The organism is Xanthobacter sp. BG11Y11_SDJG, from assembly GCF_057364445.1.
In genome coordinates this window covers 37,635-60,146 of record NZ_JBNFNU010000002.1, presented here as the reverse complement: position 1 = coordinate 60,146, position 22,512 = coordinate 37,635, and the positions used below count along the sequence as shown (strand labels likewise).

Below are 22,512 nucleotides of genomic sequence, written 5' to 3'. Positions count from 1 at the left end.
CTGCGGCATTGAAATAGCGAGGGTCTCTACCGGCGGGGATCCAAACCAGGCGCGCAGCTCGACGTGCACATGAAAAAGCGGTGTTCAATTCCAGGATTCCTGCAGTGACGCTGTACCAAAGATTAGAATGACCGATATGAAAGAACGTCCCGTCTTACATCTCATTTGTGGTCTCCCTGGCTCGGGCAAGACAACGTTTGCCAAGGAGTTAGAGCAGACATTCAATGCTGTGCGCTTGTCGCCAGATGAGTGGTTGCACCGTCTCGGCTTCAACTTCTATGACGAAGCAGCAAGAGCTAAAGTCGAGGGGTTGCAGTGGGAGCTTGCACAGATGTTGCTCCGGCGCGGTGACGACGTGATCCTTGAGAATGGGTTCTGGTCGAAAGAGGAGAGAGACGCGTACCGCGACGTTGCCAACGACATCGGTGTGACGACCAAGATACATTTTCTCGATGTTCCCATGGCCGAACTGAAATCAAGGATCGCTAGGCGCAACCAGGAGCGCGCTGCCGACACGCCCGAGGTCGATCCTGCCAGCTTGGATGAATGGGCCACCATGTTCGAACCACCGGCCAAGGATGAGCTCGGCCGGTGAGGAGGTTAGTTGCGCGCACGGCGCGGCGAGTTGTTCTACGCCATTTCCCTTTTGGACAAACTGCGCTAGCACATCATGCACGCTAACGAATGGCTCAGCGGTCGAACCCCGGAAACAGCCGTCGTGGCAAAGTTCGACAGGCGGGGAAGTCCCGCCGTTCTGGCCGCTCTCAGGGCGTCTTATTGCCCATTCGATGCCTCCGCCATCTTGGCGGCGCTGCGCCTGCGGTCAGAGACATATCGCACGCAGCTTATTTAACTGCACGGCAGGTCCGACCTTTCGCGCTCGCTCGCGTCAGGCCTTGAGGCGAGCGATATTATTCGGTCGCAGGCTTGCTGAATTTGATCGGATAATGCAGCAGCAGGCGATAACCGCCTCGCATCATTTTGACCCCATGGGCGACAAGGCGGCGAGCCTTGTTCTTGCGTGGATCGACCTCAAAATCCTCCTTGCTGCCGCGAAAGCCGAGCAAGACTTCTGCGACACTACGGTAGCTTTCGCCGCGTAGCCGGGCGTCGAGCGCACGCAAGGACGTGATATGCCATTGCCGGAGCTGCGCCGGCAATGCGCGATAGTCACGTCCCGGTCGCTGGCCCTGAAGTGCTTTCACCAACCGACGCGCCGCATGAGAACGGAGATCGTAAAAGGCGTCGGCGGGCAGGACCGTGCCATAAAAGACCGCGGCATCGGGAGCGGCGTGCCCCAACCAGAATTGATGCGCGACGCCATCGACCTGCCAGATGCCGTGCCAACCATCCTCAGCTTGGCGCAGGTCGAGACCGTCGAGATGCGCAAGCGTGACGATGGGCTCGGTCTCGCCATCATGGTGCTCCAGCGGCATGAGCCGTATGGCCTGCGGCTGGAGGTGTGGACTCCAGAATAGAGTCTGCCGATCCGACGGGGTTTCAGGATCGGTCGGAAAATCGCAGTCCCCACCGCTGCACAAAGGCTTCCAGGCGCTCAGGGGCTGGCTCAGTCGAAGCGGTTATTGCTTGAAATTCACGACGATACTCGTCGTCGCGGCGAAGATACTCCCAAGCGAAACCGGCGGCGGGAATGCTCTTGGCAAATTTATATGCCGCCGGAGAACGCCAGTCGATACTCAGCATTGGCGTTGCCTCTCTATTCGGGTGAAAGCACAGCAACACCCGGACGGAAAGGTTCGTATATCTTCATAAGTAACTGTAGAGGTCTTTTCGCGATAACTGGAGTGGCCGTCGCGATTAATCAATTTGTTATCGTGATCTTAACAATGCTCGCGTGATTCTGCGAGCCGGGCGCAGCCCGGCGAGCGCGGCTATGGGTCCGGCATGGCCGCACCGCCGATCCGCACCGCCGGATCGACGCGATTTTTTCGCCGCTGTCATCGCTGAAAGAGGAAAGGCCGCCGGGGTGGCGGCCCTGTGGCGCTCGGGCTCAATTGCCCTTCAAACGCTGCATACCCTCGGCCAGCGTCCAGAGCGCACGGTTGAGGCCGACATTCTGGTCGATGCCGTTAATGGCGCGGGTCTGAGTTCGGCGAATGCGTCCATCCGACGTCTGGCGGCGTCCCCGCAGGCCGCCCCGGATGAGGTTTTCCTGAATGACGTTGAACGTGCTCCAGACACTTTGCCCGGCATCCTCATGGCGGCGCGGCATGATGATCTGATCCGGCTGAACCGGGCTTTCCTCCTCGCCGTAGCGGGCGACAAGGCTGGCTTCGGCCAAAACCCGCTGCTCGTCCCGCGCAAGCCGCGTTTCCTTCATGGTCTCGGTGGCGTCGATGAGGCGCGGAAAGTCCTCCGCAACGGTATAGACGCCCTCAATAATCTGATCCTGAATGCCGCCCTTGTGGGGAACGCGGATTTCCTCGAAGCGCTCGCCCGCGATCATGCTGTTGGTGCAGACGAAACGGAGCATCCCGGCAAACATCTGATAGGCGCTGGTCCCGTCATGGCTGTTGACGATGATGACTTCGGCCGCCTCCGGCTTGCCGATCCCGCCATCGCGGCGCAGTCGCAGCATATGCTTGGCGTGGCCGTGGCGCGAACCGTCGCGCGGAACCGACTGCACGGCGAAGAACGGGAACCATCCTTCGCGGCGCAGGCCCTCCACGATATCGATGGTGGGGACATAGACATAGCGTTCGGAACGGCTGTCATGGGCTTCGCTGGCGAAGATCGACGGGACGTGACGATAAAGCGCCTCGTTATCCAGCGGCTCGCGCCCGCTGATCTGATGGGAGTTGCGGCCGAACCGGGTGGCGAGCTGGTGATACATGGTCTTTCTCCTATGGGCTTGGGTTGGAGCGCAGCGCTGCGCTGCAACCCTGCCCGTCGGCGAGACCGGGGTAGAAAGGTGCAAGGGCGACCGGGCCGGAGGGGGATCACCCGGCCTGCACGGAGCGGAGGAACGACGTGGAGGAAGGCTGGGGAGACCGGCTCGGTCGAGCGTCAGGGATCCCTTGCGCCGCGCGAGGGCAGCGCCCTTAGTGTTCAATATAATGATCGCGCCGCTGGCGGCGCTCACTGAGCCGTTTGGAGAAGAGTGTTTTGAAGAAGCTGATTGGCCCGACGCATCCTAACTGGGACGACATGTCTCCGTTCGTCGTTCATTTCACCAAGAAGTCGGCCACCGGCAGCGAATACGATAATTCCATCTCGATTCTCGCAAGCCGATGCCTTCAGGCGCAAAACCGTTTTGGTATGGGCAAGAATTACGCGGAGTCGCCACCGTGCGTTTGTTTCAGCGAAGTGCCGCTGCACCAGCTCAAGCGTCTTGCTGATAAGCGCGGGCCATATGGGATTGTCTTCCGAAAGGAGTTCATCGTGTCACGCGACGGCGGGCCGATCCTCTATGCCTATCAGGATACGCCGCACGCGAAGGCCACGCGGATGCTAATTGAGGGTGCTGTGGGGAAGCCCAACGATCTCATCTGGAAGATCGCGCCCTTTGTCGACCAGCCAGGACACTATGGAAGCTCGTCATACTTCTACGAGTGGGAGCGCGAATGGCGACACCCCGGCAATCTCGTTTTCAATGAAGCCGACCCAGCGTTCCTGATTATCCCCGAGGATATTCACGAGGCGGCCCGAGACTTCTTCGACAACGCCGAGCGCGAACAACTCGGACCAAATTACAAGTGCCCCTTCATCGACCCCTATTGGGGTCTGGAAAAAATCAAAGGCATCTTGAAGCCGTAGGCTTCGAGTGGCGGGCATGAGCATGAAGAAGCCCGCCGCGGCGGGGCTGCTTCGATGGGAGGCCGGTCTCAGTCGCCGTTGCGGCGGGACCAGATGAGGTTGTGACCGCTGCCGTCCTCGGCTTCAACCAGGCTGGCGTAGATCGGGGCCGGGAAGCTCGGATCGTCCAGCTTGACCGAGAGGTATTCGCGGCCGGTTTCGCGGGCGGTTTTCTTCCAGGCAGCGCCGAACTCGGTCGCGCCGGCGAAGATGCGGAAGTCGGGGCCGCGCTCGCTTTCGCCCTCCGAGGGGACGAACTTGGCCTTGACGTTGAGGGTCAGGGTCTTGACCGCGCCGGCGAAGCCCGCGCCGTTTTCGTTCTTGGTGAAGGTGCCGATGGTCGCCATTGTCGTATTCCTTTTCCTGTCGGGCCGCACCATTGCGACCTCGATGGGGGTCGTGAGACCGGGGACGCTCGGCCCTGCACCCGAAGGGCTGGAACGAGTGGAAGGCGGCCGGCGACGGCTTTTTTGCTTCGCGATGCAAAGCCGAAGGCGGCGGAAAAAGCTGGCGACGGACGTTGCGGGAGACGAGCGAGGCGAAGCCGGTCTTCGGTCAGACCCTTGCCAATCGAGCTCGCGGATGGAGCGCCCGTTTCAGAAAATCGGGGGATACGGCAATGGCGGCAATCCCTCGCACATTACCGCTCGAGAACGGAAACGGCGTGGACCCCACTGGCCGATGCGCCACCACCCTAATCCTCGACGTCAAGGCCATGGCCATAATCGCCTCGGGCGAGAAGGACGGACACGCGGCCCTGTTCTCGCACCATCGTTGGCGCGATCCGCGGGCGGCGCTGCCGAACGTCCATCCGCGTACGGCCGCGTCGATGGTCTCGGCCCAACAGCCGCTCTGCGCCTCCCGGCCGTTCTATGTCACCCTGACAGTGTGCGAGCGTAGCGGCCCAGCGCTTACTGGCGTCGGTGCAATTGCGATTGAGACCAGCCCTTCAGACGCCTCGCCGTTGCGGGGCAATTTGGCGAAATGCCGCTGCCGCCCCTTTGCGTTAGCGATTGAAGTCGAATGGCGGAAACGCACGATAAGCGTGGTTCCGGCGCAGCCTAAAGCGCGGCCCGAAGGGCAACACCAAGCGCTTGTGCATCAGCCGCGCGGGGTGGCCTCCGTGTTGCCGTGGTTCCAAACGATGCGACATCTTCAAAGAACACAAAGATACGCAAAGTGAGTCTTTCGGGAGGGAAAAATTGGGGAGCAGTGTAGCTGAAAAAAAACCGGTTATCCGTACTGAGGCAGAGGTGTTTGAGGAGATTGCCGCCCTCTGTGCGTCGCCCGGATATATTCATGCGATAGCGTATTTCTGTTTTCGGGATAACCTCATCAAGTTCAGTGAAAATCTGGTCGTAAAAGACATGGATTCTCACTATGAGGGCTCCAGTCTTCTCCGCAGTGAAATCTCCACGTTGATCGGCTTAATGGCTAGGGCGCCGATCGGGTTAGAGCTTCCGGCTCCACAGATCATGCAAGCCTACGTTGATCGCACAGATTCATTGATGAAAGAACTTCATCACGCAATGATGACGGGCGCATTCTTTGGAGGAAAGGATTGGGCTGCACTTCTCGCAGAAGGTAGGGATCCGTTCGATGATGGGGCTGCAATGCGTGAGCCCATCTTTTACGGTGGAGAGTCTGCATACAACTTCCAATATGAGGCCCTGACTGCTCCGAAGTACAGTTCTGACGATTCTTGGCTTGTTGCTAAGCGTGGTTTCAGCATTACCGATGCTCTGACTGTCACAAAGGCGATTGGCGAAGGGCATATTTCCAAGCTTGCTTCACTTCGCGAGGAGATGCGCCCAAAAAGCCCGGATGAATGGACCTTTCTGCCTGCTTTCATGTTCACTGCGCAGGAGGTTGTTGAGAGGTCGGGCCTAGACGCGGCGACTGTCGATGCTGTCCTGCGCGCGTTTCGGTTTGAGAGCCACGAGCGCAATGCGCCTTTTGGTGGCATCAGTGAATTCAACGAAACGAATGTGCGGCCAATCCTGTGCATTGCTGACGGCTCTTATGTCCTTCTCCAGCACTATCAGCTTCAAGAATCTCTGTATGAGTCGCCGTTTTTCTGGATGATGGTGGACGATAGTTATCGTTCCACTGCCACAGCACATCGGGGAAATTTCACCGAAACCTATACGAGCGATCGGCTCCGAGCCGTTTTCGGCGACGCTCGCGTACTGAGAAACATCGACATCTATCGCGGCAAGAACCGCTATGCGGAAGCCGACGCATTAGTTCTGTTCGGCAATCATGCGATCGTCGTGCAAGCTAAATCGAAGCGGTTGACGCTAGAAGCGCGGAAAGGCAACGACCGCGCACTACGGGATGATTTTAAAAAGGCAGTCGAGAACGCGTACGATCAGGCGTTACTCTGCGCAGAAGCCCTACAGAATCCCGACGCATTCGTATTTCGGGATACGTCCGGAGCGGAGATAAAGCTCCCCAATTCCATCGATGTCGTCTTTCCGGTTTGTGTTCTGGCCGATCACTATCCTGCCTTGAGTTTCCAAAGCCGCCAATTTCTGAAGGTCCGCGCCACAGACTCTGTCAAGCCACCCCTGGTAACAGACGTGTTCACTCTCGATGTCATCGTTGAGTTTCTCGATACCCCATTGCAATTCTTGAACTACCTCGATCTACGGGCTCAGGCCTTTGACAAGCTTCTCATCACCAATGAGCTGATCCCGTTTTCCTACCATCTTCGGAACAATCTATGGCTCGATCCCAAGTACGACATGGTCAATCTTGGGGAGGATTTCACGGCACACGTCGATGTAGCAATGGCGGTGCGGCGGCAAGGCGTATCTGGCAGCCCTGAAGTCAAAGGGGTGCTGACACGGTATCGCGGAACGCGTACCGGAGCGGTTCTTGACCAGATTCAAGAAGCAACCATCCCAGAATTGACCGAATTGGGTCTTTGGATACTACAGCTTTCGGGCCAGACGGCCGATGGGCTATCACGGGCTCTTGAAAGCCAAATCCAAGCGGCGGTGAGGGAGCGCGTAACAAAAGATCTTAGTTTCCCCTTCGAGGGGCAGTCTGCCGGATTGACGATTCATCTCAGCGCATTGCCGGTTGAAATTGCGCGAGAGAAAATCCTTCAGCACTGCCAATTGAAAAGTACGATCTTAAAGCCGATCGCTGGTACGGGCTCGTCGTTCGTCCAGAAGATCTTCGGATTAGAGATGCACTTGTTTTGAATGATCCTTGGAAGCACAATGTCGCTATGGACAAAATTCTCTCGGCACTCCCGCGACGTGCGCCGGTTCGGCTTGAATCCATGGGGCGCACTTCCAAAAAGGTTGGGCGCAACGAGTCATGTCCGTGCGGCAGCAGACTGAAGTATAAGAAATGCTGTTTGTCTCGATAGCGGCGAAAGCTGGCAGCTCGCTGATCCTGAATGACTGTTAGTTTGTTGTGGCGGATCATCGGTGAAGCCACAAGCCGTGCCCACGCAGATTGGCTGGCGGCGCTCCCGTGACCGGCCCGCTCAGCCCCCTCGCGCGACGGGCCATCAACATGAGCACGATCATTGCAAGTTCCTCCTGAACCCGATGACGGTCACGGTCATCGGATCGTCCCGCGGGGTCGATCCCGCGTGACCGCGATTTTTGGGGCTGAACGGCAAGAAGGCGGGACGCTTGCGCGATCCCGGCCCGGTCCTCACTCGGCGGCTTGGAGGAGGCGTCCGCCTCAGTCTCAGCATCGAGCCATGCGGGTCGCTTGGTGCGCAGCATGGGCGGAAGCCAGCCGGTCCCGGCCAGAAGCTGCTCGGCGGTTGCCGCCATCTCCTGCTTCTTCTTGTCCGCGATCCGTTCCGCAGCCTCGTCGCCAAGGGCTTCGCGCACGGCGGCGAGGATATGGGCCTTGGTGACGCGCCCGAAATAGCTCCGCACGGTCGGCGTCCAGTGCGCCGTCATGTCGAGCGTCACCGCCGTCGCCAGCTTGTCGGCCGTCTCATGGGCGCGGCGCTTGCTGCTCTCCCAAGGCAGCTTCACCGCATTGACGGTCAGCGAGGCGCAATGCGCCAGCAAGGCCATGAGGCTCGCATGGTCCAGACCGGCGACGAAGCCCCAGAGGTCCGCCACGTCGCGCGGCATGTCCGCTGCCCATCCGGCATGACGGTCGTTCAGCATCTTCGCCGCCGCCGTGTCCTCGATGCCGTCCGCGTGGGCGGCGAGGTAATTGCTGGTCGGGCTGATTTCGAGGCAATGGGCCGTGCTGCCGCCCCGATAGTAGGTCTGCGCGGCCAGCGCGTGGACCACGGCGATCAGCGCCATATCCGCCTGCTCGCCAAGGGCGAGGCGCAGGCCAAGGGTGCGATGTGCTGTCAGGTCGCGAATGAGGGAATCGGGCAGCGGCTTGCCTGCGTCCCCGGTCTCTTCTTCCGGCTCGGCTTCGGGAAGGTCGTCGCCTTCGCCGTCCTCGCTTTCGTCGTCGAGGATTTCGCCATCTGCGTTGACGTGCACGCCGTCAATGATGGTTTCGCCATCCTCTACGGTTTCCGCCTCCGGCTCCGGTGCCTCGTCCTCGGCCCGGATGAAGCCACGCTCGATCCGAACATCACCGCTATGGCCGACGACGATGAAGGCGCCGCCGCGCGCGATCTCGTCGGGATCGTAGGCGTGGCGCTTGGCGTCGATCCGCTCGATCTCGGCTTCAAGCTCTGCGAGCCGCGCATCCACCTCGGGCGGGAGGTCAATATCGGCGTCTTCCCATTCCGCATTCCGGCGCTCAAGCTCGTCCTGTGCGGCGTCGTAGGCGGCGGCGTCTTCCTCCGAAAGCTCCACCGAATACGGATAGACGCGGCGCATACCATGCGCATGGGGGAAGTCCAGATGGGCGGCGGTCCACTTCCACCCCTCGGCCTCCCGCACCTCGGCGGCGATCCGTTCCAGCTTCTCGACGGCCAGCCGGTCCAGAAGCGCCGGGTCTTCGAAGAAGCCGCCGCGATCCTCGGTAAACAGGTCGCGGATGATGGTGCCGCCTGCCTCGGCATAGGTTTGCGCGCCGACGAAGACCGCGCAGCGATCCGTCGCCGCGACGTTCATCTTGGTGAGGTCGCGCCGGATGATGGACGGATCGCGGTTATAGGACAGGTTCTCATAGACGTGTTCCTGCCGGGCGTGGTCGTCGGTGATGGCGAAGGCCATCAACTGATCCAAGGTCAGGTCGCCGTCGCGATAGACCTGCAACAGCTTCGGGCTGACAGCGCCGAGACGCTTCCGCTGCTTCACGACATGGGCGGTCACGCCGAACCGGGCGGCGATTTCCTCCGCGCCCCATCCCCGATCTTCCGAAAGCTCGCGGAAGCGCTCGAACTGGTCGGCAGGGTGCAGGTCTTCGCGCGTCACGTTCTCGTCAAGGCTGATTTCCGCCGCATCGTTCGCCGTGTCGATGACGCAGCGGATGGGTTCGGTCTTCTTGATCTCCTTGCGCTTCACGCGCAGCATCTGCGCCTGCCTGCGGCCTTCCCCGATGCTGACGAGATAGAAGCCGGTCGGCTCGCCTTCGCCGTCCGTTTCCGGCTCCACCACCAGATTTTGCAGGATGCCCTTGGCGGCGATGCTGGCCGCCTTCGCCTCGATAGACGCCTCGCTGTGCGGGGTCTTGCGGGCGTTCTTCGGGTGCTTCTTGAGCTTGTTGAGCGGGATGAAGACGGTCGTGCCATGTTCGTCGGTCGGGGCGCTGGTTGCGGTCGTGGTCATGGTGTCTTTCTCCTATGGGCTTGGGTTGAAGCGCAGCGCTGCGCTGCAACCCTGCCCGTCGGCGAGACCGGGGGGTGCAAGGTGCAAGGGCGACCGGGACGGAGGGGGATCACCCGGCCTGCACAAGCGGATCGAAGCCATGGCGAGAGTGAGAAACACGCATCCGCGCGGAAGGCTGGGGAGACCGTCCCAGTCGAGAGTCAGCGATCCCTTGCACCGCGCCAGGGGGCAGAGCCCCCAAGCCGCCGGCCCGGCCAGAGCGGAGCGGCGGCCGGGCGCAAAAGAATTGGATCAAGATATGGAATCCCAGAAGGTGTGAGCAGGCAGCATTCGTATGTTCGCGTTCTCGCTAGGAGAGGGGACGTTGCGAGTTCCTCCCTCGCAAAACGGGTCGGGCGAGACCATGGCTCGACCGCAGGGGAAGGCTTTCCCCGTAAACGCACATAGTTTCGAAGGAGGCGCCATTCTCCTGTGGGCGATCTCGTTGTATTGTCGAATGCAAACAACTGGGGGGATATGCGCGTGGAAGATAAAGCAGAACCGGCAGATTCGCCGGACGTATTTCTTAAAGCCTTGGGAGAAAGTCTGAAGGAAAAGGAAGGTGTCGATGCCGGCATGGCGGAGATCCTTAAGACTCACATCCTGAAAGTGGCGCCCGCGCAGAACGCCGTCGCTCAGGCTAAGGACGCCATCCTGAAACTCGCAGGCGAACGTGCCAGTCCTCCTAAGCCGGAGGTGGCCAATGGCTGATCCTTACTTTCTTCAGTCCTTGGGTATTTCAGGGTTCCGCGCGTATCTCCAACCGAAGACGTTCGATTTCAGCAAGAAGCGTTGCCTGGCGATCTTCGCGCCGAACGGCAGCGGCAAATCCAGCGTCATCGATGCGCTGGAATTCATGTTCTCCAAGGACGGAACGCTCGAAAGGCTCGGGCAGCGCGCAATCAACAACCAGGCTGGACCCGTGGCGCTGGCGCACAATCTGGCCGAGGAGGCGAAGATTCCGGCGGCGGTTACGATCGGCGTGGTCTCGGGCAAGGATGCTACCAGCGGCAGCCGAGCGGCGACGGGGGCGAAGCGACCGATACCGGCGGTGGCCGCGACTGTGAACGCCTGCTTCGCGGTGCCGCCGATCATCCGGGGGCATGCGCTGCGCACGTTCGTCGAAATCCATACGCCCGAACAGCGCTACACGGATGTCGCCAATTGGCTGCAGCTCGGCCCGCTGGTTGAGGTGCAGAAGAACATTCGCTCGCTGCGCACGCACGTGAAGGCCGCCGCCGAGGACGAGACGGCGCTGCAGCGCGTGGACACCCAGCTTGCCAAGGAGACGGCCCAGGCGGTGAAAACCTGGGATGCGGCGGCAGTGCTCTCCCACGCCAACACGTCGGTCCTGGCGCCACTCGATCCGTCGCTAGTGCTGGCGGCGCTGGCGGCCGGCGATCTGGCTTATCTCGAACTGGGATCGCGCGCCAAGGCCGAGGAGAACAAGATCGGGCTTGCGGGCCTGCGCCAGATCCGCAATGCGGCTGCCGCTTTGCGGGCGGAGACGACGGACACGGAGAGCGGCGAGACTGTCGTCAGCGGTGCGATTCCGACCTTTGACGCGGCTGTCGCGGTGCTGTCGGCGGCTGAGAGTAAAGAAACGGAAGAACGCGGCAAGGCGGCGAGCACCGTGTTTCAGGCTTTGTGGAAAGCCGCAGAGCCGCTTTTTGCCGAAGGGGTGGCGGCACCTGACATTTGCCCCGTCTGCGCGACACCTGTCGCGGACACGGCGGCTGGTAGCGCTGAGACGATCCGGGAACACATCGCCAAGCACCTCGAGGAGTTGGCGGACTACGCTGCGGCCAAGAAGGCGCTCGACGAGGCCAAGACTGCGGTGACCAAGGCCCATACCCAGTTGGTAGCGGCGCTGCCAGGACTGATTGGCCACCTCGGCGACGGCGAGGCGGCATTGAAAGCCGATCTTATCGCCTATCAAGTAGGCGTCGCCGGCTGGCCTCAGACTGCCGTTCCGGCCTCGGCCGACATTGTTTTGGCAATCGCCAAGCTGCTCGCCGCGCTCGATCAGGCCATCGCCGACATCGAATCGAAGCAAGGCGACCACACCTATATCAAGGCCAAGGCGAAGATCGATCGACTGCTGGAGCTACAGACCGAGCGGAACCTTGCGCTGCGAACGCTCGATGAGCTGGGGAAACTCTCCAACGCCTTGACGGCGCAGGCGACGATAATCTCGGCCGAAATCCGCAAGAAGGTGCAGGCTCTGCTCGACAAGCTTCAGACGCCGATGAACGATATTTACAAGCTGATCCAGGGCGCTGGCGCCACGCCAATCCGGCTGGAGCTGCCGGCGGAAGACGACACGAACCAGCAGCGGCTCAACCTCCTGATCGACTTCGCTAAAAACCGCACGGGCGTGCAGCCGGGCGGCTATTTGAGCGACTCACAGATCCATTCGGTGGCCCTGGCGTTGCGGATGGCGGCGATCCAGCAGTTTAACGTCGGCGCGCCCATCATCGCGCTGGATGACATCGTCACCTCCTACGATGCCGATCATCGGCGCACCATTGCCGGGCTCATCGCCACCATGTTCGGCAACTGCCAGATCCTGATCACCACGCACGACGAGCGGTTCTTCAATTATTTGAAGGATCAGCTCGAGGCGAAAGCGTGGCACTTCACCCGGATCATTGGCCTCGATCCGGCCTACGGGCCGCGTTTCGCTGATCACAAGGTCAGCGATGAGATGATCGAGGCGCGTTGGGCGGCGGGCCAGTCGGCGGCCAACGAGATGCGCCAGGCCGAGGAGGAATGGCTTCTCGGCATCTGTCGGGATTTCGGGGTCAGCGTCCGTATCCGACCGCTGGAGAGGGCCTATTCCTACGAACGCAGCGAGTTGGCCTCGGCGCTCGCTGGCCTGCTCAAGGATGCCAAGCTGGCGCCGGCGCTGGTGCCGGGCGTCAACAACCGGTTTCTCGACAGTTTGGTGAAGGGCGAGATCGAGAATTTCGGCAGCCACTTCCAGGACGGGCCCTATGGCGACGGTTCGATTGGTGACGAGAAGGCGCGCTGGGAGGAGTTCAAGGCTTTCCGCAGCCAGTTCGGCTGCAAGAAGTGCAGTCGAACGAAATTCCAGCGGCCCTTTACTCTCAAAAAGCCAGTTTGTGCGCATGATGGCTGCGAGGCGCAGTTCGAGTTTGCGGCAGCGCCGGCAGGGGTGGCTTGAATGGGAGGGCGTTCGAAACCAGTAGAGCTGGCGACGCGCAGCTTCGAAAAGCAAGGCGACGCCACGGCTTTCTTCAAGGCCATGCTGAATCGCTACCGGCCTGGTGAGCGAGTGAGTGACGAGGATGGCCTCGACGTTGCCGCCCTTCTCGAACGCCACACCGAATATGTCGCCAAGGTGGGCTGTGGCGTCAGCCATTTTCAGGTCATGATGACCGAGCATGGGACGCAATGCTTCCGGATCATCCGCACCGATGGCAGTGGCACGGATTTCTCCTATCCGCACTGCATATCCCAGCGACCACCCAGCCGTAAGCAGGAGGTCGCTCAAGCCTTTCGACGTGTGGTGCGTTTTGATCTCTACAAGGCCCGCGATAATTTCTTCGCCACCCATAGCGGTTCTGACGGTCTGGTTTCCTGCGCCGTGACGGGCGAACGCATCGCGCGGGACGAGGCGCATATGGATCACCGTCCACCAATGACCTTCGAGGTTATCGTGACGACGTTTCTCTGCGGGCGTGGTCTATCGCTGGACGATGTGCCGCTCACGACAGGCAAGGATGATCAAGTCTCACCCGAGGTGACCGATGACGCCTTGAGCGAGGCGTTCCGAGCCTACCATGCTGGGATCGCGCGGCTCGATTTCGTGCGGAATACCGTCAACCTGGCCCAAGCCAGTCGGCATCGGCTGAAGGACGGCCGGATCACGCTGACAGGATAGCCGCTGCTTACCACGAGAGTTTAGTCGCGCTTTCTCGTCTCATCGACGTACTGGGAAAATATGAGGTCGGCGGCGACGCTGTCGTCGTCCGGCGCCGCTCGGCCAAGCTTCGAGAAGGTTGGTGGTGGGCGAAAACCGGGGATTCCCAAGCCAGCCAGCTTGTGATAAAACCTCTGCTACATATTTCTTTGTCAGAGGAAACGTCACCGTCCATGCCATCCACTAGCGCCCAGCGGCTTCGTGCGCTGAAACTTCTAGAAGCCCGAGGTATGCTCCGGCTGAAGGAGTTCGTTGCCGAAGGCATCGGCCCGGAGACGCTCGCGCGCCTTGTCCGGGAGGAGGCGGTCATCCGCCCGGCACGTGGCCTCTATCAACTCCCCGACGCACACGTCGAGGCTGCCCATACGCTGGCTGAAGCGGCGGTTCTGGTTCCAAAGGGCGTGGTCTGCCTAACCTCAGCCCTCCAATACCACGAACTGACGCTGCAGATGCCGTCGGCTGTATGGATGGCGATCGACCGTGCCGCCTGGCGGCCCAAGATCGATTATCCCCCTATTCGGTTCGTGCGCTTCACTGGGTCGGCACTGACCGAAGGGGTCGAGCGTCACCGCATCGAGAATGTCGACGTTCCCATCACGGATCCGGCGAGGACAATTGTCGATTGCTTTCGCTACCGGACGAAGATCGGCCTCGACGTCGCGATGGAGGGACTGCGCGAGGGTCTCCGCCGTCGCCGATGCAAACCGGATCAAATCTGGCGTTACGCGCGCAAGGCGCGGGTCTGGTCGATCATGCGTCCTTACGTCGAGGCAATGGTGTCTGATGCCGCGTGAGCCTCGCAACATCGGCGCATCAGTGCGAGCGCGGCTCCTCGATCGGGCACGTGCCGAGCGATCGGATTTCCAGATTCTCCTGACGCGATATGCGCTCGAGCGTCTGCTCTACCGGCTAAGCGCGTCGCCGCACCGCGACCGCTTCATCCTCAAAGGTGCGATGCTCTTCGTGACATGGGTCGCCGATCCGTTTCGGCCCACGCGCGATCTGGATCTGCTTGGCCACGGCGACAGCGACGCCGAGGCAATTGCCGAAACCTTCCGGGCCATTTGTGCGCAGCCGGTCGCCGATGACGGTGTGACGTTTGATGTCGCCGCGCTGATGGCGGCCCCGATCCGTGAGGAGGCGGAATATGGTGGTGTGCGGGTCCGCACAACGGCAACCATCGCCGGGGCGCGTATTCCGATCCAGGTCGACATTGGTTTCGGCGACGCCATTACACCTGCGGCCGTCGAGATCGACTATCCCACCCTGCTGGACGCCCCAACGCCGCGCCTTCGCGCATATCCGGTCGAAACGGTGGTGGCCGAGAAATTCGAAGCGCTCGTAACGCTCGGCGTGGCCAATAGCCGGCTCAAGGATTTCTATGATCTCTGGGTGATCTCCCGAACATTCGAACTTCGCCAGGCTCCCCTTGTCGAGGCAATTCAGCGGACCTTCGAACGACGCGGAACGGTCCTCCCGTCTGTTGTTCCGGTCGGTCTGACCGATGAATTCGCGGAAGCATGGACCGCTCAATGGCGCGCCTTCCTGGACCGGGACCGAATGGCAGCCGCACCAGATGCTTTCGCCGCTACCGTCGCCGATCTTCGCCTCTTCTTGATGCCGTTGGTCGTCGGATTGAAGGAAGAACGAATTTGGCCGCCGAGCGGGCCGTGGTCGCCGGGGGAAGCAATCAATGAGGCGTAGCGGAACGAGAAAATTTCTCCGTCTCGCATGGCGCGACTGACGAAGAAAGGAGCCGCTGTCGCGGTTGGGGGGAAGTATGGATAAGAAGCACTTTTATCGCGTAGGCAGCCACTCTGGCGCCTGGGACGATCTACCCACTGACCCAGATGAACTGGATTCTCTGACCAATAGTGCTCGAAAGCACATCGAGCCGTGGCTCTCTGCTGTCTTCCAAGCAGAGCACCTCAACCTACTGCTCGGCAGTGGGTTCACCGCAGCAATTGGTTATCTCGCGGGCGTAGGGGCCACAGGCATGGCCAAGGTTACATTTGGCACGTCTTATGACGCCGCCATCGATGCGCACGCCCAGGCCGGAGCGACGGCCATGAAAAGAGGTGCGGCAAACATCGAAGATCAGTTTCGAAGTGCGCTTGCTCTGCTCGAGGGCCTGGGGGTCATAGACAAGGGAGCAGAAAAAACTCTTAAGGATGGCATTGATGCCCAGATGTCTGGCTTCCTCACTTCATTATTGAAGACGGAAAGCGGGATTGTTGCTGGAAAGGATCCGACGTCGAAAGATGCTGCCCAGGGCGCTCTGCAATCATTCCTGCTGAGTTTTGCGAGCCGCGCTGCATCTCGTGAACGTTTGCACGTCTTCACAACCAACTACGACCGCCTGATCGAACATGGTTGCGACTTTGCGGGTCTTCGGATCATCGACAGATTCGTCGGCGCGCTGAATCCGGTCTTCCGCGCGTCGCGCGTTGAAGTTGATGTCCACTACAATCCACCCGGCATTCGGGGAGAACCGCGGTTCATGGAGGGCGTCATTCGCCTGACTAAGCTCCACGGCTCACTGGATTGGTTTTTTGATAAGGACGAGCGGCGAATCTATCGCAAGGGCATCCCATTCGGAGCGCCTGCGGATCATACCGACATTCCCAAAAAACCCGTCGACACGGTGATGATCTATCCCAATCCCGCGAAGGACGTCGAAACAACACAGTATCCCTATGCGGAGCTCTTCCGCGATTTTGCGGCAGCAGCTTGCCGACCTAACGCCGTTGTCGTGACCTATGGCTATGGTTTCGGCGACGATCACGTCAATCGAGTGCTGCTCGATATGCTCACGATCCCGTCGACCCATTTGGTGATCATGGCCTATTCGGCTGACGATCGCCTCAAAGCATTCGTTGAAAAGACGCGAGATGCGCAAGTCTCGTTGCTGATCGGGCCTCATTTCTCGGATCTTGCAACGTTGGTTGCAAGCTACCTGCCGAAACCGGCGCTCGACTACATATCGGGCCGAATGACAGAATTGTTGAAGCATCGTCCAGGCGATCCAAAACTCAGCGACCCGCCTGCCGCACCGCCTTCAGCGACTGCAACCGGGCCGGTATGAGGCGATCATGACAACTCCAATCGAACGACTGTCGGGCCTTGTTGTCGGTGTCGTCGAGTCGGTTGCGCCCGACGAAGTTCGGGTGCTCCTTGAACTGGACGCTCCGCACTCCACAGCATTGAATACCGGAGTGCCGGCGGGGTTTCCGCGTCTCAATGGGTATGTGATCATCCCAAATGAAGCCGGTGCGACAGTCGCCTACATAACCTGGATTGGGATCGAACGCTCTCCTTATCCAAAGCGCTCTGGCCTGAAAGACTTTGGCCTGATCGATCTTCCATTTCCACTACGGAAGATGTCGCTATCGCCAGTGGGTACATTGACATCTCGGCGCGACCGCGCTTCGGGAATGACCAGATACGAACTCTCTCGTGGCGTGGTCGCGTTTCCGTCAGTGGGGGACCAAGTCCTTATCCCGACACCCCCGCAGGTCGAAGCCATCGTGGGCGCGAGGGACGACGATAAGAGAGTCAGAATAGGCTCCTCTCCGATGGCATCGAACGCGGCCATCATGGTCGACCCTGACAAGCTTTTCGGCCGGCACCTGGCGGTATTGGGAAACACCGGCAGCGGTAAATCATGCACGGTAGCGGGCCTGATTCGATGGTCCATGGAGGCCGCCGAGAAGGCCGTCAAGGATGCCGGCAAGACGGGGGTGCCCAACGCGCGGTTTATCATCCTCGATCCAAATGGCGAATACGCCAGGGCCTTCGCTGATCGCGGAGACGAGCTACGGTTGTTTCGCGTTCCACCCGTTGCAGATGGAGAGCGACCGCTCGATGTCCCTGCGTGGCTCTGGAGTGGGCACGAGTGGACCGCGGTCGCCCACGCCCAACCAGGAGCGCAACGCCCGTTGCTTATGCAGGGGCTGCGGGAGCTGAAGGCCGGTCAAACGGAGGGAGTGCCCAGAGAGGCGATGATCCGCCGCTACCTTGGTTCCTATTCGATCCGGATATCGGCGATGTTGAACACCGGCACGCACGCCTTCGCGGGGGCTCCGAGACCGAGATTCGAGTGCGCACGGCTCCTTGAAACGATCGCGTCAGATTGTTCGCAGTTTGGCGGGGAGGCCCTCGATACAGCTAGCGGCGCTCTTGCCGCGATTTCCACCACGATCACAGGGATTGTCGATAGCCGACGATCTGGAAATTTCTTCAACGATTTTGCGATTTCAGACCTGGAAACGATCCGCAGCGCACTGGATACATTGGCTCAGACGCTGCCGGATATCGGTCACGCAGCCCTCATCAGTGAGGACGCTCCACAGTTCTTTGACGTAAACATTCTCGCCGAACATCTTGATCGGGTGGCAACCGAGCAGGGAGGTAACCTCGCAGGGTTCATCTCGACGCTCGGACTTCGGATTCGCGGAATGCTCGCCGATCAGCGGCTCGGCGCCGTAATTGGTCGCGACCCGCCGACTTCCTTCGAAACCTGGCTGAAGGATTATGTCGGGGACGATGGCGCGAGTAACGGCCAGATCGCGGTCGTCGATCTGTCTCTCGTCCCATCCGAAATCGTCCACATCGTTGTGTCCGTTTTGGCGCGGCTGATCTTCGAATCGCTTCAGAGATACCGCCGCGGCCATCCGAAGGGCCAGACCTTGCCGACAGTCCTCATTCTTGAGGAAGCGCATACATTCGTTCGGCGCGGCAAGGACGATGACGGCCCTGCCTCATCTCCGACCCAGCTCTGCCGCGAAGTGTTCGAGCGTATAGCCCGCGAGGGGCGCAAGTTCGGGCTCGGGCTCGTCCTTTCGTCGCAGCGACCATCAGAGCTTTCTCCAACGGTTCTCGCCCAATGCAACACGTTTCTGCTGCACCGTATCGTCAATGATGCGGACCAGAATCTCGTCGCACGCCTCGTCCCCGACAATGTCGGTGGACTCTTGCGTGAGCTGCCGAGTTTGCCTTCCAGGCAGGCCGTTCTCCTTGGTTGGGCAGCGCCGATCCCGGTTCTGGTGGAGGTGGACGAATTGCCTGATGCACAGAGGCCGCAGTCGGCAGATCCGGATTTCTGGAACGTTTGGACGCTGGCCGAAGAGCGGAATGTCGATTGGGACTCAATTTCGAAAGCATGGTCGGGCTCTGCTCCGGTGCAACTGCCGGAGGAAGAATGATCCGTATTCTGCACACGGCTGATTGGCATATCGGTCAAACTTTACGCGGGTTCTCGCGGGAGCACGAGCACCGTAAGGTGTTTGAGCGGCTTGAAGAGATCGTCGTGGAGCGAGATGTCGACGCCCTCGTTATCGCCGGCGACGTGTTTGACAGCCAAAATCCCTCCGGGGAAGCGCAACAGCTCTTCTACAATACGCTCGTGCGGCTGAGCCGCGCACATCCGCGCATGGCTATGGTGATCGCTGCCGGCAACCATGATGCCGCTGGTCGGTTGGAAGCGCCGCGGCCTCTGTTGGAGGCATTCAACATCCGCGTCGTGGGCAATGTTCGGCGGCGTGAAGGGCGAGTCGAGGCCGCACGCCATCTCGTTCCTATCGCTGACGCAAGCGGTGCGGTAGCTGCTCATGTGCTTGCAGTCTCCTATCCAACCGCTGCGTGCCTTCCGAATTTGACACGGTTGGATGGTGAAGCAGGCTCGCCCGTCATCGCTGGCGTGCGAAGCCTCTATGCCGAATTGGTCGATACGTTGCGGGGACCGATGGATGGTCTACCGTTCGTCCTAACGGGACACCTCCATGTCGCGGGAGGTATCGAATCGGAAGGCGCAGAGCGGCGAATTCTGGTCGGTGGCCAGCATGCCGTGCCGCATGACGTGTTCCCGGCAGAAGCGAGTTACGTGGCGCTTGGCCACTTGCATAAGGCTCAGGCTATTGGCCGCGATACCGTCCGCTATTCCGGTTCACTGATCCCTTTGTCTGCGACGGAGCTGCCCTACGCGCATGGGGTCACTCTTGTGAGCCTCGACGGTACAGCGGCTCTATCTGAGCACATATCGATTGACCGGCCAGTTCCCTTCATCCGCCTTCCTGAAGCGGGCGATATGCGGTTGAGCGAATTTGGTGATCACCTGAAAGCAATGGACCTCTCATCCGACCTACCGCTTCATGAGCGGCCATTCGTCCAGGTCAGGCTCGCCCGCGAAGGGTTGTCTCCCGGGTTCAGAGAGGAGGTCGACCGCATCGCGGAGAGCTTCCCGGTGCGCATCGTCGATACCCGTGTTGCAGCAATACCCGGGGCGTTGAATGACGTGATCATCGCCGATCCTATGATGCGGCTGGCGGAAAGAGATCCGGAGGATCTGTTCAAGCTTGCATTTGAACGCACCCTCGGCGTCGCCCCGGATGCTGCTCACCTGGATGTCTTCCATCGAGCACGGGCGGAGATATAGTCATGCGGATCTTGGCTATCCGCGGCGAGAATCTGGCAAGTCTTGGCGCTCCCTTCGAGATCGATCTTGCCGCAGAGCCTCTTGCAGGTTCCGGCCTCTTTGCCATCACTGGCGAGACCGGCGCCGGGAAATCGACTATCCTCGACGCGCTCTGCCTCGCGCTCTATGGCGAGTATCCGCGCGTCTCTGTTAGCCGTCGTGAAAATACCCCCGATCCCAGCGGAGAGGCGATTTCAATTCATGATGGCCGGGCGATCCTGCGTCGCGGCGCTGGGAGCGGATATGCCGAGGTGGATTTCGTCGGGCAGGATGGCGAACGCTACCGCGTTCGCTGGGAGGCCAATCGGGCGCGGGGGCGAGCAAATGGGCGGCTGCAGAATGAGCAGCGCTCGCTGTATCGACTTGACGACGGCAGTGCGGTGGCGACCGGCAAGACTCAGGTCCGCGAGGCGGTGGAGACGAGAACTGACCTCACATTCGATCAGTTCCGGCGAACGGTGCTCCTCGCGCAGGGCGAGTTCGATGCCTTCCTGCTCGCCGCCGAGAGCGAGCGCGCGGAATTGCTCGAGAAGATCACAGGCACCGAAATCTACGCGGCGATCTCGGTCCGCGTTCATGATGGCACCCACGCACGACGAAGAATTGTCGAGCAATTGGAGCGGCGTCGGAACGACATTGGACTTCTTGATGACGAAGCCATGCAGGCGCTGCTGGAGGAGCAAAGCCAGCTTGCTTCGACCATTGCTCAAAAAGGTGCTGAGCGCGATCAACACAGCGAGCGATTGGATCATTTCAAGCGCGTCGCTGCTGCTCGCGGCGATCTCGCACGGGCTGAGGCCCAGGCGGTCGCAGCGCGCGCCGCACGCGAAGCAGCCGCCAATGAGTATCAATCTCTTGCCGAGTTCGATCTCGTCGAGCCGCTTCGTCCGCTAGCGGTGATGTACAAAATGCACGACGGACGGCAGCGGAGGCCAAGACCCGTCTTGACGGCTTGCTCATTGCGCGCGAGGAAGCGCGGACGCTGGATGCAGCGTCTACAACGCAACTGGCGGATGCTGTAACCGCCAACGTAGCGGCAGAGGACGTCCTCAAGAACTTCGGTCCCCTTTGGAGCGAAGCCGAGAGGCTCGACGCCGAGCTGACGACAGCTCGGACGGAGTTTAATGATGCGGTGGAAAAATCGCAGCAAGCGGAAGCTACATTGCGCGATAAGGCCAATGCGCTGGCCACGATTGATCAGGCTCTCGGTCAGACTTCAGAATCGTACCGCACAACCGCGGCGCAATTAAGCAATCAATCGGATCGCGTTCTTCTTGCTGATCGTCTTGGCGATGCGATGGACTTGTTGGCGAAGCGGGGAGCGCTCCAGCAGGAACACACTACAGCCACGGTGGCGGCCATTGGAGCGGAAGAAACAGCGGCGCGATTGCAAAGTGAAATAACCACCCTGTTGGAAAAGCTCACCGAGGATCGTGAGCGAAAGAATGGCCTAAGTCGTGAAATCGCTGATCGTAGAGCCGGTCTTGCCGGCATCGACGAGGCGACGCTCCACGAACGAGACATCGATCTGCAGCGCGCGCTCGAGGCTCTGCGCGAGGCAAGTACCGTCTGCGACCGGCATACTCGAGCATCGGCAGATCTAACACGGCGAGAATCGGAACACACGCTGGCGGCGCAAGAGGTCAGCACGGCGAAAAGCCAAATTGTTGAAGCCGAAGCGGACCAGCTCCGCGATCGGACCGCACGTGCGGAAATTGTTCCGATCGCAGAGCTCGCCGACGAGGCTGTCTCATCTGAGGCCATTCATCTGCGCAGCCTGCTGGCCCCAAATTTGGCCTGTCCGGTGTGCGGCAGCACCGACCATCCGCATCTTGCGCATCCCAGCGCGCTGAATGAAATTGCTGCTAGGCTTCGCCGCCGACGCGAAGAACTCGATGCCGCGTTGACCAGGACGGGCCAGCGTTTGGATGCTGCAACGCGCGCGCTCTCCGCTGGAGAAGCTCGCCAGACGGAGACAAACCGCGGAATCGATGTGGCGCGCGGACAAATTCTGGCTGCCAACAGCGCTTATGGCGAACAGTTGTCGTCCTTGAACGATCTCTGCACGAAGGCTGGGATCGAGGAGGGTGTACCTCCCGTTCTCGATGACCAGGCTGCGTCGAAACTGGCGGCCCATATCTCAGTCGCGATCGCAGAACGATCAGCCATTGCATCTCCACTCGCAAACGCGCGCCGTCTTCGGACTGAGATCGACGGTTTGCAACGGGAGCATGACGCGCTCGGCGAGGCGACCGAGACGACCGCGCGGTCCATCGACCAAAGACGTTCTGATTTCCACGCTGCGCAATTGAAGGCGACTGAGTACACGGTTCAGGCGGCGGGCCTTGCCGAGCGCCTCATTCCATTCGCCGTGAAATCACGCCGTTTCTCGCTGCAGCAGGTCTGGCCGTCGATGACCTCGATGTCGATCCCACCGGTGTTAGCGTTACGCTGTCAACAATCGCGACGGAGTATGCTGCCCTGCGCGAACAGGTTGGCCAACTTGAAATGACGCTCCA

The 22,512-nt window shown here is 60.4% G+C and carries 19 protein-coding genes; 14 read left to right on the top strand and 5 right to left on the bottom strand.

What is annotated here, in order from left to right; translation table 11 throughout:
• Positions 1-127: 127 nt before the first annotated feature.
• Positions 128-595, top strand: a complete 468-nt coding sequence (locus AC2W7M_RS00850; protein ID WP_486129389.1) for a P-loop nucleotide/nucleoside kinase family protein — start codon at positions 128-130, stop codon at positions 593-595.
• A gap of 316 nt (positions 596-911) precedes the next feature.
• Here AC2W7M_RS00850 and AC2W7M_RS00845 read toward each other — a convergent pair whose 3' ends face one another.
• The 3 genes from AC2W7M_RS00845 to AC2W7M_RS00835 all read right to left on the bottom strand — a co-directional run bounded on the left by AC2W7M_RS00845 (position 912) and on the right by AC2W7M_RS00835 (position 2,854).
• Positions 912-1,430 (bottom strand): DUF2285 domain-containing protein, encoded by a 519-nt coding sequence (locus tag AC2W7M_RS00845; RefSeq protein WP_486129399.1) that lies wholly within the window; start codon positions 1,428-1,430, stop codon positions 912-914.
• Positions 1,431-1,500: 70 nt separating this feature from the next.
• Positions 1,501-1,704 carry a transcriptional regulator domain-containing protein gene (locus AC2W7M_RS00840; RefSeq protein WP_486129388.1) on the bottom strand — a complete coding sequence of 68 codons (204 nt, stop codon included), beginning with the start codon at positions 1,702-1,704 and terminating at the stop codon, positions 1,501-1,503.
• Between the two features lie 307 nt (positions 1,705-2,011).
• Positions 2,012-2,854 (bottom strand): DUF932 domain-containing protein, encoded by an 843-nt coding sequence (locus tag AC2W7M_RS00835; RefSeq protein ID WP_486129387.1) that lies wholly within the window; start codon positions 2,852-2,854, stop codon positions 2,012-2,014.
• A 272-nt stretch (positions 2,855-3,126) separates the two neighbouring features.
• On the opposite strand from AC2W7M_RS00835, the gene AC2W7M_RS00830 reads away from it, so the two are divergent.
• The gene (locus AC2W7M_RS00830) at positions 3,127-3,777 is read left to right on the top strand and encodes an abortive infection system antitoxin AbiGi family protein (protein WP_486129386.1); all 651 of its coding nucleotides are present in this window, start codon (positions 3,127-3,129) and stop codon (positions 3,775-3,777) included.
• A 68-nt stretch (positions 3,778-3,845) separates the two neighbouring features.
• Here AC2W7M_RS00830 and AC2W7M_RS00825 read toward each other — a convergent pair whose 3' ends face one another.
• Positions 3,846-4,163 (bottom strand): DUF736 domain-containing protein, encoded by a 318-nt coding sequence (locus tag AC2W7M_RS00825; protein ID WP_486129385.1) that lies wholly within the window; start codon positions 4,161-4,163, stop codon positions 3,846-3,848.
• A 906-nt stretch (positions 4,164-5,069) separates the two neighbouring features.
• Here AC2W7M_RS00825 and AC2W7M_RS00820 point away from each other — a divergent pair.
• The gene (locus AC2W7M_RS00820; RefSeq protein ID WP_486129384.1) at positions 5,070-7,028 is read left to right on the top strand and encodes a nuclease-related domain-containing protein; all 1,959 of its coding nucleotides are present in this window, start codon (positions 5,070-5,072) and stop codon (positions 7,026-7,028) included.
• A 26-nt stretch (positions 7,029-7,054) separates the two neighbouring features.
• Positions 7,055-7,198 carry an SEC-C metal-binding domain-containing protein gene (locus AC2W7M_RS00815; protein WP_486129383.1) on the top strand — a complete coding sequence of 48 codons (144 nt, stop codon included), beginning with the start codon at positions 7,055-7,057 and terminating at the stop codon, positions 7,196-7,198.
• A gap of 55 nt (positions 7,199-7,253) precedes the next feature.
• Here AC2W7M_RS00815 and AC2W7M_RS00810 read toward each other — a convergent pair whose 3' ends face one another.
• Complete coding sequence (locus AC2W7M_RS00810; RefSeq protein WP_486129382.1) at positions 7,254-9,536, bottom strand: ParB/RepB/Spo0J family partition protein; 2,283 nt, start codon at positions 9,534-9,536, stop codon at positions 7,254-7,256.
• A gap of 471 nt (positions 9,537-10,007) precedes the next feature.
• On the opposite strand from AC2W7M_RS00810, the gene AC2W7M_RS00805 reads away from it, so the two are divergent.
• The 10 genes from AC2W7M_RS00805 to AC2W7M_RS00760 all read left to right on the top strand — a co-directional run bounded on the left by AC2W7M_RS00805 (position 10,008) and on the right by AC2W7M_RS00760 (position 22,505).
• Positions 10,008-10,286, top strand: a complete 279-nt coding sequence (locus tag AC2W7M_RS00805; protein ID WP_486129381.1) for a hypothetical protein — start codon at positions 10,008-10,010, stop codon at positions 10,284-10,286.
• Complete coding sequence (locus AC2W7M_RS00800; protein WP_486129380.1) at positions 10,279-12,762, top strand: AAA family ATPase; 2,484 nt, start codon at positions 10,279-10,281, stop codon at positions 12,760-12,762. The genes AC2W7M_RS00805 and AC2W7M_RS00800 overlap by 8 nt, the downstream gene beginning before the upstream one ends.
• Complete coding sequence (locus AC2W7M_RS00795) at positions 12,763-13,482, top strand: DCL family protein (RefSeq protein WP_486129379.1); 720 nt, start codon at positions 12,763-12,765, stop codon at positions 13,480-13,482.
• Between the two features lie 212 nt (positions 13,483-13,694).
• A complete protein-coding gene (locus AC2W7M_RS00790; RefSeq protein ID WP_486129378.1) occupies positions 13,695-14,315 on the top strand; it encodes a type IV toxin-antitoxin system AbiEi family antitoxin domain-containing protein in 621 nt (206 codons plus the stop codon).
• The gene (locus AC2W7M_RS00785; RefSeq protein WP_486129377.1) at positions 14,305-15,225 is read left to right on the top strand and encodes a nucleotidyl transferase AbiEii/AbiGii toxin family protein; all 921 of its coding nucleotides are present in this window, start codon (positions 14,305-14,307) and stop codon (positions 15,223-15,225) included. The genes AC2W7M_RS00790 and AC2W7M_RS00785 overlap by 11 nt, the downstream gene beginning before the upstream one ends.
• A gap of 76 nt (positions 15,226-15,301) precedes the next feature.
• A complete protein-coding gene (locus AC2W7M_RS00780) occupies positions 15,302-16,606 on the top strand; it encodes an SIR2 family protein (protein WP_122094767.1) in 1,305 nt (434 codons plus the stop codon).
• 7 nt (positions 16,607-16,613) lie between these two features.
• Complete coding sequence (locus tag AC2W7M_RS00775) at positions 16,614-18,725, top strand: ATP-binding protein (RefSeq protein WP_486129376.1); 2,112 nt, start codon at positions 16,614-16,616, stop codon at positions 18,723-18,725.
• The gene (locus tag AC2W7M_RS00770; protein ID WP_486129375.1) at positions 18,722-19,954 is read left to right on the top strand and encodes an exonuclease SbcCD subunit D; all 1,233 of its coding nucleotides are present in this window, start codon (positions 18,722-18,724) and stop codon (positions 19,952-19,954) included. The genes AC2W7M_RS00775 and AC2W7M_RS00770 overlap by 4 nt, the downstream gene beginning before the upstream one ends.
• A 2-nt stretch (positions 19,955-19,956) precedes the next feature.
• Entirely contained in the window at positions 19,957-21,015 is a 1,059-nt protein-coding gene (locus AC2W7M_RS00765; RefSeq protein WP_486129374.1) for an AAA family ATPase, read from the top strand.
• Positions 20,946-22,505, top strand: coding sequence for a coiled-coil domain-containing protein (locus AC2W7M_RS00760; protein ID WP_486129373.1), 1,560 nt, complete (start codon positions 20,946-20,948; stop codon positions 22,503-22,505). Before AC2W7M_RS00765 ends, AC2W7M_RS00760 begins: the two co-directional genes overlap by 70 nt.
• Positions 22,506-22,512 lie beyond the last annotated feature (7 nt).

Coding starts and splice junctions, on each gene's coding strand:
- AC2W7M_RS00770 (WP_486129375.1), top strand. CDS start 18,722: ATGATCCGTATTCTGCACACGGCTGATTGGCATATCGGTCAAACTTTA.
- AC2W7M_RS00800 (WP_486129380.1), top strand. CDS start 10,279: ATGGCTGATCCTTACTTTCTTCAGTCCTTGGGTATTTCAGGGTTCCGC.
- AC2W7M_RS00765 (WP_486129374.1), top strand. CDS start 19,957: ATGCGGATCTTGGCTATCCGCGGCGAGAATCTGGCAAGTCTTGGCGCT.
- AC2W7M_RS00835 (WP_486129387.1), bottom strand. CDS start 2,854: ATGTATCACCAGCTCGCCACCCGGTTCGGCCGCAACTCCCATCAGATC.
- AC2W7M_RS00785 (WP_486129377.1), top strand. CDS start 14,305: ATGCCGCGTGAGCCTCGCAACATCGGCGCATCAGTGCGAGCGCGGCTC.
- AC2W7M_RS00780 (WP_122094767.1), top strand. CDS start 15,302: ATGGATAAGAAGCACTTTTATCGCGTAGGCAGCCACTCTGGCGCCTGG.
- AC2W7M_RS00775 (WP_486129376.1), top strand. CDS start 16,614: ATGACAACTCCAATCGAACGACTGTCGGGCCTTGTTGTCGGTGTCGTC.
- AC2W7M_RS00850 (WP_486129389.1), top strand. CDS start 128: ATGACCGATATGAAAGAACGTCCCGTCTTACATCTCATTTGTGGTCTC.
- AC2W7M_RS00825 (WP_486129385.1), bottom strand. CDS start 4,163: ATGGCGACCATCGGCACCTTCACCAAGAACGAAAACGGCGCGGGCTTC.
- AC2W7M_RS00795 (WP_486129379.1), top strand. CDS start 12,763: ATGGGAGGGCGTTCGAAACCAGTAGAGCTGGCGACGCGCAGCTTCGAA.
- AC2W7M_RS00810 (WP_486129382.1), bottom strand. CDS start 9,536: ATGACCACGACCGCAACCAGCGCCCCGACCGACGAACATGGCACGACC.
- AC2W7M_RS00790 (WP_486129378.1), top strand. CDS start 13,695: ATGCCATCCACTAGCGCCCAGCGGCTTCGTGCGCTGAAACTTCTAGAA.
- AC2W7M_RS00815 (WP_486129383.1), top strand. CDS start 7,055: ATGGACAAAATTCTCTCGGCACTCCCGCGACGTGCGCCGGTTCGGCTT.
- AC2W7M_RS00840 (WP_486129388.1), bottom strand. CDS start 1,704: ATGCTGAGTATCGACTGGCGTTCTCCGGCGGCATATAAATTTGCCAAG.